General features: G+C 35.1%; 10 protein-coding genes. All 10 read right to left on the bottom strand.

Annotated features, from left to right (window positions below; translation table 11 throughout):
* Positions 1-3 precede the first annotated feature (3 nt).
* Entirely contained in the window at positions 4-1,212 is a 1,209-nt protein-coding gene (locus tag B9Y84_RS01935; protein ID WP_245830802.1) for a DUF1972 domain-containing protein, read from the bottom strand.
* Entirely contained in the window at positions 1,209-2,258 is a 1,050-nt protein-coding gene (gene galE / locus B9Y84_RS01930; RefSeq protein ID WP_085515407.1) for a UDP-glucose 4-epimerase GalE, read from the bottom strand. The genes B9Y84_RS01935 and galE overlap by 4 nt, the downstream gene beginning before the upstream one ends.
* Positions 2,259-2,356: 98 nt before the next feature.
* Entirely contained in the window at positions 2,357-3,439 is a 1,083-nt protein-coding gene (locus tag B9Y84_RS01925) for a glycosyltransferase family 4 protein (protein WP_085515406.1), read from the bottom strand.
* On the bottom strand, positions 3,439-4,662 hold the full coding sequence (locus tag B9Y84_RS01920; RefSeq protein ID WP_085515405.1) for a glycosyltransferase family 4 protein: 1,224 nt from the start codon (positions 4,660-4,662) through the stop codon (positions 3,439-3,441). The genes B9Y84_RS01925 and B9Y84_RS01920 overlap by 1 nt, the downstream gene beginning before the upstream one ends.
* Positions 4,659-5,351: an acyltransferase gene (locus B9Y84_RS20970; RefSeq protein WP_085515404.1), complete on the bottom strand. Its 693-nt coding sequence runs from the start codon at positions 5,349-5,351 to the stop codon at positions 4,659-4,661. The genes B9Y84_RS01920 and B9Y84_RS20970 overlap by 4 nt, the downstream gene beginning before the upstream one ends.
* Entirely contained in the window at positions 5,339-7,717 is a 2,379-nt protein-coding gene (locus B9Y84_RS01910) for a nucleoside/nucleotide kinase family protein (RefSeq protein ID WP_139827919.1), read from the bottom strand. The genes B9Y84_RS20970 and B9Y84_RS01910 overlap by 13 nt, the downstream gene beginning before the upstream one ends.
* Before the next feature lie 150 nt (positions 7,718-7,867).
* A complete protein-coding gene (locus tag B9Y84_RS01905; protein WP_085515402.1) occupies positions 7,868-9,163 on the bottom strand; it encodes an O-antigen ligase family protein in 1,296 nt (431 codons plus the stop codon).
* Positions 9,160-10,260: a glycosyltransferase family 4 protein gene (locus B9Y84_RS01900; protein WP_085515401.1), complete on the bottom strand. Its 1,101-nt coding sequence runs from the start codon at positions 10,258-10,260 to the stop codon at positions 9,160-9,162. Before B9Y84_RS01900 ends, B9Y84_RS01905 begins: the two co-directional genes overlap by 4 nt.
* Positions 10,242-11,492: a lipopolysaccharide biosynthesis protein gene (locus B9Y84_RS01895; RefSeq protein ID WP_085515400.1), complete on the bottom strand. Its 1,251-nt coding sequence runs from the start codon at positions 11,490-11,492 to the stop codon at positions 10,242-10,244. The genes B9Y84_RS01900 and B9Y84_RS01895 overlap by 19 nt, the downstream gene beginning before the upstream one ends.
* Complete coding sequence (locus tag B9Y84_RS01890) at positions 11,479-13,677, bottom strand: GNVR domain-containing protein (RefSeq protein ID WP_085515399.1); 2,199 nt, start codon at positions 13,675-13,677, stop codon at positions 11,479-11,481. The genes B9Y84_RS01895 and B9Y84_RS01890 overlap by 14 nt, the downstream gene beginning before the upstream one ends.
* Positions 13,678-13,683: the final 6 nt, after the last annotated feature.

Genomic DNA, 13,683 nt, shown 5'->3' with positions numbered 1-13,683 from the left:
GTTTTAGCGTTTAGAATAAAAAGTCTCTTGATTAAGAATATGGTTAAGTTCAAGTTTTGACAGGACATCTTTGTCCAACTTATTAGATTTAGAAAGTATTGACTTCTTCTTTGGAGCAGATAAAGCTTCTAAAACAAGTTGTCTATACTTCTGAGAAATCAATTTCCAATTGTATCTTCGCTTCCCAACTTCTAGCATTTTTGCGCCTAATGGTTTTAAATATCCATCATCAATTCCTTGAAGTTGATCTACCAACTCCCCCAAGGAATTAAAATATAGTGCTTTTTCCTCGGTGGTAACGCGATTATAAGATACCCCAAAAGCAATGATTGGTAGGCCTAAGTACATGGCTTCTACTAAAGAAGGATTGGTACCGCCAGCAGAGTGTCCATGGACATACAAGGATGCATTGCCTCTAATTAAATCAAGTTTTTCCTGATCATAAATAGGATCTAATATTGTAATGTTTTCAAGCCCACTGTAAGTCGATTTAAGATTTTTTCCATAATCACTATTCTCCCAATTCCCAATGATGACTAGTTTCTGGCTTTTAACTCTAGAAAAAGCCTCTAATACATTGTGAACATTATTTTCTGGTTCAATTCGACAAACTTTTACCGCATAATCAGAAGATAAAAAAGGATAAGTATTGAGATCTGATTCTTGTACTTTAACATTTAGTACATGGTCTGCACCATACTCAATAATTCTACTCAAAGAACCATATCGGCTAGCTGTATAGTCTTGAATAGCTTCATTGTCAGAAATATCGATATGGGAATATTTAACAGCTAAGCCCTCTGCCCAAAACAAATACCATTTTGCCAAAACATTCCATTTATCCCTTTTCCATTCGATTCCATCTATTGAAATAATGATTTTTTTGTTGGTAAATAGTTTAACAAAAGGCAATAACCAAGCCCCAGCTACTCCTAAGACCAGCAATACATCACTTCTAAATAATGCATGTAATATAGAAATAGAATCATATATAATACTTTGAACTCCATTAGCATCAAATGGCAAGTAAAAAAGATTTGCACCTTTGTACGTTTTTTTTCTTGCATCTGCTGCATATTTCTTTCCTGAACAGTAAACATCAATCGCATATTCTACTGATAGATTCGTCACCAAATGTTCTGCCAAGGTTTCAAAACCTCCATAATTAGCGGGCAAGCCGACTGTCCCTATTATTGATAATCTCGTTTTCATAATTCAAGTATTAAATCTTCTTTTGCTACTAATTTTAATTGCCACATCCAGGAATGTCTTAGTGCATCTTGAATGCTATATGCTGGTTTCCAACCCAATAAGCTTTGTATTTTTTGAGTGTCTGCATAGATATATGGAATATCACCCTCTCGTCTATCATGCATTTCTATGGGAACATCCACTTGATTCACTTCCCCAAATATCTCCAGTAGTTCTAAAACCGAATGCCCTTCCCCAGTCCCTACATTAAAAATATCAAGTGACACTTCCATTCTCTCACTATATGCTAAGGCCTGAATATGGGCATCTGCTAAGTCCACAACATGAATGAAGTCGCGAATACAACTACCATCTTTTGTATCATAATCATCACCAAATACTTTAATTGGACCGTTTAATCCATACGCACTCTTGCATATTAAAGGAAGCAAGTTTTTAGGCTCAGCAATTGGGTTTTCACCGATTAATGCTGAACTATGAGCTCCAATGGGATTGAAGTATCTTAAAATTATAGGTTTTACCTGATTGTGTTTTGATTTTATTAAATAGTGGAGAAACTTCTCAGCCATTTGTTTTGAATAGCCGTAAGGTGTTTTTGCTTCCTGAAGGGGACAGCTTTCATTGATGCCTGCTGCAATATCATTTTCTCCATAGACCGTGCACGAGGATGAAAACACAAGTTTGGACACTCCAAACTCATTCATAAGCTTTGTTACTAACAACAAGCTATTCATATTATTCTCAAAATAGGCATGTGGTTCTTCAATGGATTCTTCCACTGATTTTAGTGCAGCAAAATGAATCACACCTTCAATCGGATAGGTCGAGAATATTTTCTTCATTTCCACTGCATCAGTACAGTCCTTTTTGAATAAGACTGGAGGTATTTCGCACAGGAACTGAATATTTTCAATTACAGATTGATGACTATTTCTAAAGTCATCTACAATTATAGCTCTGTAACCGGCTTCACTCAACTTCACTACGGTGTGAGAGCCAATGTATCCTGCTCCTCCTGTAACTAAGATATTTTTTAAGTCTTCCATATTTGAACTATTTATTTCAACTATGGCTCAAATCATACCAATATCTTATTCAATTGATTATTAGTTAGTTACACATGAATCCAAAGCCTGAATTTCCATTATTTGGAAAATAATTCCAATAATGCTCGGCTTTTCTGCTTAAATACAAGCTCTCTGAATGAGTTCAACTGTTGAGAAGCCATATTTGATAGGTATTGGTAATGGTCCAGGTCGGTCATTTTGCAAAGTGCATTATTCAACCGATCTATATTTCTACTATCTACTTGATAGCCATTGGTTCCGTCCACTACCAATTCAGTAATTCCTCCAACAGTTGGAATCATGGCAGGCAGCCCATATGCCATCCCTTCGATAATAGTCAATCCAAAAGTTTCAATCCACCCATCTGCACGAGAAAGATTCACTATTATATGTGCCCACTGATAATGAGGATGTAGATTAGTTTGCGTGCTTAATATTTCTATGTTTTCAGCTACATTCAATTTTGAAAAATACTCAGCAATTTCATGCTCCTCTGCATTCAAAACCAACCTAAATTCTAAACGTGGATTACTTTTCGCTAATTCTAAGAATTCATTTACTCCCTTATACCATTTAAGTGAACAAACCATCAAAACATGCTTTACTTGATTTATTACCTCCTTTTCATAAGAACTGGATTCTTCCAAAAAGTCTTCAGGTATTGCATTATGAATCACGGTATAAGGAATATTCCCGATTGCTTCTTCCTTTGCTAAATAATCAGATACAAAAACTAAATGATCAGCCGACCATTTCATAATGCCAAAGACCAAACTTTTGAATATTTCAGGTTTCAGACTAGTTTCATGAACATGGTAGACAAGCTTCGCTCCTTTCATTTTAGCAGCAATAGCAGCACCAAAAGGTAGAGCGGTATTCACATAAACTAGATCATCTTTTCTTAATTTCATTAAAATTTTAGCCATCAATATGAATTGACTAGCCATAAGGAAAAGCAATCTAATATAAGGATTGGAAGATAAGCTGTACCAATAAAAATGATACTGGACTCCGTTCAAATGAGATAAAAAGCCTTCTCGACCAGAGCATGTATACAAATGAACTTCATGATTATCATCCACCCATGATTTTATCAATTGCATGAGTACTTTCGGACTACCGCTATAATCGTTAAATAAGTGGGCTGCAAAAATCCTCATTATAAGACCTTTTTATAGACTTTATCTAATATTGTATGTCTAGTCTCCCAATCAAAATTATTTTCAAATCTCTTTCTAGCTCCTTGGCTTAATCTCTGATAGAAGTCTGGTTTTCTATAAAGGTGCAATAATCCATCAGCTAATTCTTCAATGGTTTCATTGTAGCTACTACTTTGATTAACTGCTATTCCCGAGCTTTGATCTACAAATTCTCCTGGCCCTTCATTGTCTAAGCAAACAACGGGCAAACCAAAAGACATGGCCTCTGCCACTACCATTCCAGCACCTTCATGCGAGGGGAAAAGAAACACAGATGATTCTCTATATAAATTGAGAAGGTCTTTTCGATCTATCCAAGCGATAATTTCTACCTTATCTGTCAGCCCAGCATTCGCAATCATTTTGCAGTATCTTTCTTTTTCTGGTCCGCTTCCCACCAACGTAAGCTTTACTGCTGCTTGCTCCTCTTGGTTTAACCTGTGATAGAAATTTTCAAAAGCTTTGATGGTCAAGTCGAATCCTTTTAGCGCTACTAGTCTACCAGCAGAAATGATATTAAAACCATTTGTAGATTTCTCTTGATAACCGAAGTCTTGTGTAGCCACAGACGGTAACACAGTTGATTTGTGGGTGATATGAGGAAGAACTTTTGCTACCGATGAATTCATACATAAAATATGATCTGCCTTTCTTGCAGTTACCCTGAGAGATGAAGATAATCTCCAAAAGGTCTTTTTCACCAACCATGTAGCAGCATCTACCACTTTAATCTTGCGGTCATAAAACTGCAAATATTTAGAGGGAATCCGTGGATGATGACCTACTGGACCCCACACAAAGGGTTTTTTAAGTTTCCATAAATAACTGGGAGTCCAGTCATTATGAAAATTGAGATTGTGAACAATATCGTACTGAAACTTCTGCTTTCTAATAAAGGAAACGATTCCTCTTTGCCACATCCAATAATAAAGCATAGCCCCTCTCCCTCCTTTTTTCCAAAAGCGCATCCAGTAGGGCAAATCAAAATAGGCAAACCTTATATTTTTGTATAAATCACTAGGGTTTTCCTCCATGTATTTGTCAATATGGGGCTGGTTATTTTCTCTGGTGATAGCTATTACTTTGTTTTTCTTAGCTATTTGCAGGATCATATTCCATCCCATTCCATCTTCCGAACCTTTGTATGGGTTCACAGCATATGCCGTGGCTAATATTGTTTTCATGGCTTTCTAGATTTTAATAATTTGGCAGGTACTCCACCAATTATTGAGTTTTTTGGAAAAGATTTAGTGACTACTGCTCCGGCAGCTATAACGCAACCATCTCCGATTTCTACACCATCCAGGACTGTTACTTTACTTCCAATCCAGCAATCCTCTCCAATTTTAATTCCTTTTCTATTGACTCCCTGCTTTCTTATTTCTACTGATGTATCATTAAAATTATGATTCTCTGGATGACAACTAAAGTATTGGCCAATTATGCAGGCGTCCCCTATCTCAAGTCCTCCAGCACCTCCTAAATATGCGTACTCTCCCATTCCTACGTTATTTCCGATTCTAATAGACTTTCCTAAATCATTCAAAGAAGTAGAAACTATAATGCTACTGTAAGCCCCAATACTGACGTTATCTCCCATGACTAAACCATCTCTTGAAAGTCCTGACAATCTTGCTCCATCTCCTATTTTCAGAAACTTTCCGAAACAGATTTTGCTACTATACTGAAATCTTACACCTCTACCAAGCATTGCATATTTTGGCATCTTGCCTTTTAGTAAAAGTTTGAACCCTCTCAAAACTGAAAATGCAGCTTGCACAAAAAAGGAAAAAAAGATGCCAATGCTCAACTGACTGTCAAATTGAAAATCAGGATTTCGCTTTTTAACTAAACTTGAAACTAGGCCTTCCATAAATAATTAAATGTATGATTTTCAATAATTTCTAAAGTCCTATCCATTTCAGTATTATGTAAACTGAAATAATTAGCTTTCTTACTTTTATCATATTCGATAAACAAGTCTAAATATTTAGAGGTAAGGGATAGTATATCTGACTCTTCCAATTCCTGTTTTCTTGATCTAATTACATGTGGATCCGCATATAGAAAGAAGTTGAATTTAGGTTTCATAAGAAGATGATATCCCAGCTTAGCAACAGCCGGTGAAATGGCAATATTGCTTCTTTTGCTATCATTTATGAAATCAAAATAATAGCGATCGTATAGAACGATATATCCTGTTAAAATATATCGGAGATATATGTAAAATTGACCGAACAAATAATCAGTGTAGTAGTAAGCAAACCTGATTATGGAAGATAAACTACTGGAATTTTCACCTTGTCGTGGCAATGAATTAATAACATCTTCATGCGCTTTCTTTTTGCCCTTAGTCCAGACGCTCAATATCGGAAGTACGGACGGTCTGTGTCTTAAAACCACTACTTTTTTACGGTATTTCTTTTCTAAAATAGCTCGATAGGCATTAATTATGGTGGACTTTCCAGCACCATCAACTCCACTAAAAGTCACCAAGAATCCTTTCGTCCCAAAGAAAGAACGGATCGTGTCCCATAAATAGGAAAACCTATTGGCTAGGCCACTCCATTTCTTATTTACTGGGTAATCATCTAATATTACAGATAAACTAAAGTTAGAATTAATATTATTTCTAATTTGATGAACCAGTGCTATATCAAGCACCGTTTCTAAATTATTCAGAGACTCGATCGATTTATGATATCTTTCCGGAACATGAGCTCCATTTAGAAAATAGAACAGACTTATGTACCGAGCCAGATCCAGATCTGAAAACACATAAACGCCAAAGCTGTTTATCACTCTATTACCCAAGACATGCTTAGCACTTAAAAACTCAATTGCTTTTACTTTGAACTTCCAAATGAAATCATAATTCAAAGTAGACCCATCTTTTAAGACCATTTGAATAGAACTCATGAAGCTTTTAACTTGAATGCTGTAGCTAAATACTGATGGGTGCTTCTTTAAAAAGGACAGGATCGGTTTTATATCTTTCCGTTCTATACACCAGTCTACATCAGAGAAAATATTCAGTTCTTCAATTGGCTGATCTTCTAATTTAACAGCTGCATATCTTTTATTGGACAAAAAGTCAACAGTATCCTTCAGCAATACTGTTCTGCTATCAATAAATTTACTTAAAACAAAAGAAAGTGCTGAATCCCAAAATTCAATCATCCACAATATTTGCTCATGCCATTTCAATTGAACTGAATATAATTTGAATGAATCGTAAATTTGTTGCAGAAAATAAGCAGATAGGTAAAGATTAAGGTTTTCTACTACTTCAGGCAAGAACTTCTTAAACTCTTCATTTTTTATAATTTCTGAAATTTCCTCATAAGTTTCCTTCCACGATTTTCGTTCAACGAGAATACTCTTTTGAACGATGAAATGGAAAAAGTCAAAACCCTTAGTTCTGTAATCTGCAAGTTCCCAGTCATACACTGCTAATTTATTGTTATTTAAATAGGTGTTCCAGGGCGTAAAGTCGCCATGCGAAAACTCCATATTTAAGTCATATTTACTTAAGATATGGAACAATTCCTTTGTTTTTCGGACAATACTACTCGGAAATTTCTGTTGATTTACAGAGGAAAACTCATCAATAAATCCCCCGATCGCACTAATCACATCATTATAGTTCTCATCTGATCCTTTCTCAAGCTCTATTTTTGCAATCTCCGCTAAGCCATTTAAATGAGCTGAACTAAGGTTCATTGACCTCTTTGCTTCACCTGATATATCAGAAAGCAATAGTTTTTCATTCCGATACAATTTCATTTTCGGGAAATTAAAACTAGAAGCACCATTTCTTTCCATATGCGAGAGAACTCTTGCTTCGTTTTCAATTATCCTTTTGGCATTAGTTGTAGTGGGGATTTTAATAAAATCAAATTCATCACTAGCATTTCTAAAGTAGAGTAATCGTTTATTATTGGGACCAATTGTCCCCATAAATAAAGACCATTCATTATTAGCATGTTCATCAAATCCGAAAACATCTAGCTCTTCAAGCTTAAGATCTAACTTTTCTTTCTTCATAAAAAGAGCTTGAATCTTAAACAAGAACAGCACTTTGAAATAAATACTGATTAACAGAGATTTAAAACTTGTAATGGAATAGAATGCTAAAAAATATGGCTTACTAGCACTTACAGGTGAAACCCATCTAATACTTCCATCCCCATTCTTAACAACATAGTAGCTTTTTAAATGCTCTGAATTACTTTTCATCTTTTCGGTCATTTGATTTCTCTTAGATGAAAAGTGATATGCCAAATTGATACCTAAAAATTAATGGCCTGAATTCCAGATCATTACATAATAATCACTAGGAGTATTTTCCAAAATATGGAAAAAGGGTTTTGATTTGAGATTCTTGATTTAGTAAACTAAATCAGGTCTTCTCTTCTTCAAGTATAATTTCTGAGCGGGTGTTAAAATATCGTTTTGCTTGAATGATATGTATAAAATAATCAATTGGTAAAACAGAATACCGTAATTTGACTCTCCGAATATCCCAAATTCTGTTAAGGAATTAATGATTAATGGAATCAACATGCTGAGCAACATGAGTCTTTTTTCACTATGCTCTTTTGATATGCCTTTAAAGGTGAATATCATTTGGAAAATGACAATTGTGATGCCGACAAACCCTAAATTCATTAGCACTTGTAAAAAGGTATTGTGGGTCATTTTTCCAGGATATGTATGCGTACTCTGAAAATATTCCTTGTAGTCAATTCTCATAAAGCCAAATCCAAGCATCGGTTCTCTGGGCAAACCTTCATTTATCAAAGCAGTCCAAAATGGAAGCCTGCCTGTCATACTTAACACTTCTTCAATACGACTTGAATCACCATCTTTAAGTACTACTTTATATATCGCTACAGGAGCAACGACAATCATACCCGTGATAATTAAAATTTTCAGTTTTGTATTTGAAGACTGCTTTACATGAAAGCCTATAATTAATAATGCTCCAATCAGGGAAGATCGTGATCCTGTGGCATAAAGCCCGTAAAACAAGACCAATAATTTGAAAATCGTCCAGGCTTTTTTGTGGTCTCTTTTTAAATCAAACAACAGACCCGCAACCCCTACTCCAGCCAACATACCTAGCTCATTCGGATTCATCATATAGCCTCCTAACCTTGCCTCTTCTCCTCCATGGGTATAGCGAAAAAAAACGTCAGGATTCACCCACATTCCTACCACAAAAATCGTGATCAGGACAAAACATACGTTTCCTAAAAGATTGAATAAACGGATCTTATGTTCAGGAAAAAACTTATCTAACAAATACAGACATTTGATGAAGAAGTAGCAAAACACCAATGTTTGAGTGGTCATAAACCACTGTAAAGCACTAACTCCAATGTTAGTTGTCCACAGAAAAGAAGCAAAGCCTAACAAGAGGTATAATACGTACATAAATATGGAGGGGACATTATGCCACTTTAGATTATCTATAGCACCATAAGCTATAATCTTTTTGTAGACTAAATAAGAGCCGAACAGGACTCCCATCCTACCTACTACTTTAATTGCTCTAGTTATGAGTACGTTTTCACTCCAGGTAAAAAAACAAGCGACCATCAACAATAAGATGACCAGAAGCAAACGGTTTACCTTTTTGAAGAAAATATCATGGTCGATATTTTGACTAGTGGTCCTCATTTAGCGTATAAATCATTCATACTACGGACAATTTGAGTCCAGTTAAAAGCTTCTTTTATCATCTTTAATGCACAAAGTCCTTGTAAGTATAAATCTTCTGTTGAAGAACTAATAGCCTCTAAAAATGCAGATGTTAATTCTTCTACAGTATTTTCATTCAATGCTATTCCCGCCTTATATTTTTCAACCAATTCAGCAATATTAGTTTCAGGCGAAACAATAACAGGAACCGCAAAACTAGCTGCTTCTATTACAGCGCTCGGCATCCCTTCATTTCTTGAGGCATGAACGAATACATTCATTTTTCTAATAATTGCATTCTTTTCTTCGCCATACTTAGCTCCAAAAAATTTTACACCAGAAATACCTTCTCCTTGAACTTTTGATTTAAGACTATTCAAATCATCACCTTCCCCCACAATCCACAATTCTGCTCTAGCATTCTTTTGAAGCACGTTTTTGAAAGAATCAATAATAATATCAAGACCTTTTGTGTAGGCAGTGATTCTTCCCACAAATCCTATTACAAATTTTTCATTATTAGGCATTACGGGTTTAATACTTTCAATCTCAAACCCGTAAGGTGACAAAAATGTATTGCTATAATTTCCCAAGCCTGCAAGACCGTCAATTTCGCTTTTGCCTATAGCATGTATGGCTTTCGCATTTTTGAGTACTGATTTTTCAAACAGCTGATAATATGCCTTTTTAATCCATTTGCTCTTGTTCATCGCTACCGTATTGTAAGCTCCATGAGGAGTTATAACAAAAGGAATATCATGCTTTGACAGAAACTTCGCTAAAGTAGCATAAACTGGAATCCAGCCACCGTGCAAATGGACTACGGCTTTTCCGCTTTTTTTAATCAGGGCTAATTTTAGCAACTCACTTAGCTTAAAAGGATTATGTTGCTTTTTAAATAGTTGAGTATTGAATACCCTATCCTCGTAATTGTGAGTCAAATCCTTTGTAATACCCCAAACTTCTACCTTCAAATTTCGCTTAGCTTGATTAGTAGCTAATTGGTAAACTACTTTATTCACCCCATTCATCCTGTCCGGATTCGCCTTGCCTAGTATTAAATGTATGATTTCCATATGTAAAATTTTTGCCTCCGAAGAGCGTAGTACCAAAAACTAAGTAAAATAAGCTGAGAGCATATTAATCCTGCGATGGCTCCAACTAGTTGAAATCTTTCAAGGAGGAAGTGAAAACTGACGAAACTGATGAGGAGTGAAAACAGATAACCTGTTAAATTATATTTGTTCAAGAGTAAAATCCTAATTCCTATTCTGATGGGATAACCAATTATGATTATACCGTATAATATCACCATTCCTTTTACCACAAAACCATAATTCTCGTAGCCTTCCCCTGCTGCTAAAACTAGCAAAGGTGTAGCATATAGAAATAACATGGCCAGTACTAATCCAAAAGCGATGACAGTTTTAAGACTTAACTTATTCAAGTAATCTACCGTTCTTGGAATCGAAAATTCATTGTAAATCCTTGCTGCTGTAGGGATGGCATAATTCTCAATAGCTTGCAAAAAGACATTTAATAAGCCAAATAGAGATTGAACTAATCTAAATGCACCAAGGGCCTCAATACCTAAATATAAGCCTGATGCTAACACAAATAAATTGCTAGACCACCATTGCACCATTGCTGATAATACTAACCATTTACCATGTTGCCAATGCTGACTCATGAAATACTTCCAATGTTTAGTCTCAATACTTTCGTTCCTAAACTGCAATATGCCAATTACTACTGCCGGAAAGTAAACAAGAGGAAATAGCACCATAAAATTTTTGAATGAAAAGGCAAAAAGGTACTGTGCTACAGAAAGTAAGACTACCAAGAAGGTATAGCTTACATCCATGAAAAAAGCGGTTCTTATATGATCATTAGCAATAGCAAATCGTCTTAAGAAATCGTGAAGTAAGAATCCAATCCCAAAAATTACAATGACCAACTTGAATTCTTGTAGTCTTTCAAAATCAGATAAAAAAGGACTAATAGCACCAAAAACTATTAAAACAGAAAGAATTAGTAAGGCTAGTAGCAGAAATAAATTAAAGGATTTATAGCTTTTATATTCCTTGAATCCTGGTGCTAGTACCTGATACTGCTGAATGCTTAAAGTGCTGATTATGTTGAGAATAAAGTAAACTCCAATTAACCAGAGCGAATAAGTACCGAACTCTTCCTTAGAAAAATTTCTAGCTATAAATAGCGTCAAAAGAAAACTTGTTCCACTGTACACTGCTTGATCCCCGAACAGAAGTGCTTTGGGATTACTCAATAAGTTTTTAAGCTTTCTCATAGAATCTTCCTTTAAGTGCTATGAAAAATTTTCTGAGGTACCAGTAGGCTTCTAAAACAATATTCGGATTGTAATGAGCCCTATTCAGAATAAAATGAACATTTGGCAATTTATACTCATCAACAATAAGATTAGCCTCCTCAATCTTGCTAGCTAGCGTTAATCTTGCATCCAGACTAATGAAGTTTAAATCTGAGATAGCCATCAAAAGCATTCCATCTCTTTCTGTTAAGTAATCATTAATGATAATAGTATAGTCAAATGACTGACTTTTTGAAACTAACCAGTTTTTCGCATCAGCATTGGAGTACAGTCTGAACTCTTGAATATCTACTTGCTGAATGGCAATTTCTCCATTAATCAACTCATTTAAATTGGCTCTCCTCCTATCTGATAGGCTATCCAAAACATCAATAATTAACACTTTCTTTCCTTGATTTGCTAGTGTATAAGCAAGGTTAAAAGCATTATATTCCGCTCCTTCATTTTTCTTAAAGTGCGTGAAATTCATGACGTTATGATCCTTTAGCAAGCCCTTTATCTCTAAGTGAGTTAAAACCCGTTGAAAGTGTTTAACTTCAAGATCTCTAGATTTAAATTTCGGTGTCTCCATGACAACCGGGATCAAAGAGTTACTTTCAATATTATCTCTGTTATTGACTCTAGCCTTCAACATATGCACTACAAAAATCAGTGCTATGGCTCCAAACAAGCCCAATAATGCCGATACAATCTTGATAATAGTTCTGTTTGGAGAAACTGGAACATTTGGCACAGTGGCTGGACTAATTACTCTGTGAAAAGCTATTGTGGCTGCTCGGGCAATTTCCGCTTCAATTTTCTTCTCGTTCAAGAAATTGTATGACTGTTCGTAAATTCTGAACTCTCGATTGAGTGTTGCTAAGACCTTTTCATTCTCCGGCACTTTTAAGAAAACCTTTTCAGCCTCAATAATATCCTTTGTTAAAAGTTCGTATTTAACTTCTAAATTCTTCCTTGTATTACTAATACTTTCAATCAGGTAATTTTTAAGATCTTCAATTTTAGCATCAATGATCTTTACTTCCTCAGCATCAGCAGTATAAATCATTAAAAGTTCTTTCTTCTTGGCTTGTAAAGCTTTAATGGATTTTACGATTTCCGTTGATAATAAATCAGTGAAAGCTTCAAAATTTGGTGCCAGATTTAGGAAATCATCTTTTCCTTCTGCTATATATTCTTCAAGAGTTTTTATGGCAGACAAAGACATTTTAAGGTTTGTCTGTTGAATCTTTAATTGAGATATTTTTCTTAATTCAGTTTCAGTCTCCTGAATGATATTTGTAATCCCTTTATTATTTCGGTACTTCTCAATTTCATTCTCCGAAGTTTGAAGTTTCTTGTTTATCTGCTCTATCTGACTTTTAAGAAATTCAGAAGTAGTATTCGCTACCTTATATTTGACATCTATATAATCATGAATGTAAACGTCAGCCAAAGTACTCGCAAAAACAGCCGCTTTGTTTGGGTTTGCTGACTTATAAATAATTCTGATTACGGCTACATCTTTATCAACTGCTGTTACATCAAGGTTCTTCTTAACATCACTGATTAACTTAGGTCTTGAGCGAACCTTTAGTCCATAATTGTCATACAAATTAATAACAGGGAATCTTCGGAGTACTGCACTGTCTAGTTCAACTTTCACTGAGCCAAATCTAGTTTGTAAAGTGTCAGATAAATTTCCGCTTTCCGAGGAGCCGTCAGCATAGTTAAAGCTTATTTTTTGATCCTTGTTGAAAGAGAAGGATAATAAGCGATCTTTATAGCTTGGGTTAAAATTAATAAAGTGAAATTTAAATGGATTGTCTTCGTATAACTCCACCTGCCGTATTTTACCTACTCTAAAAGTCTCCACATCAAAATTGAGCTGATCCAAGGCCTGGTTAAGTAGAACTTCAGACTTTAGAACCTCAATTTCACCGGCAACTTTATTAGAAGTAGCAAAAACATCAAAATCCTTAAAGAGATTACTGTTTGTGATGCCTTCACTTATATCAGCTAACTTAATCTTGGTTGTACTTTCATACATTGGGGTTACATAATTCAAGTACTTAGCAGCTATCATGTAGCATGCTACCATCGCCAAGATTATTATAGGTAATCCTCTAAAATAAGGCCTCAAAAAGGTTAATAATTCTTTCATAGTTCT

This window comes from Marivirga sericea, from assembly GCF_900177665.1.
Taxonomy (GTDB): Bacteria; Bacteroidota; Bacteroidia; order Cytophagales; family Cyclobacteriaceae; genus Marivirga; species Marivirga sericea.
Note: the sequence above shows the minus strand (reverse complement) of the source record. Positions and strands in the feature narration are given on the sequence as shown.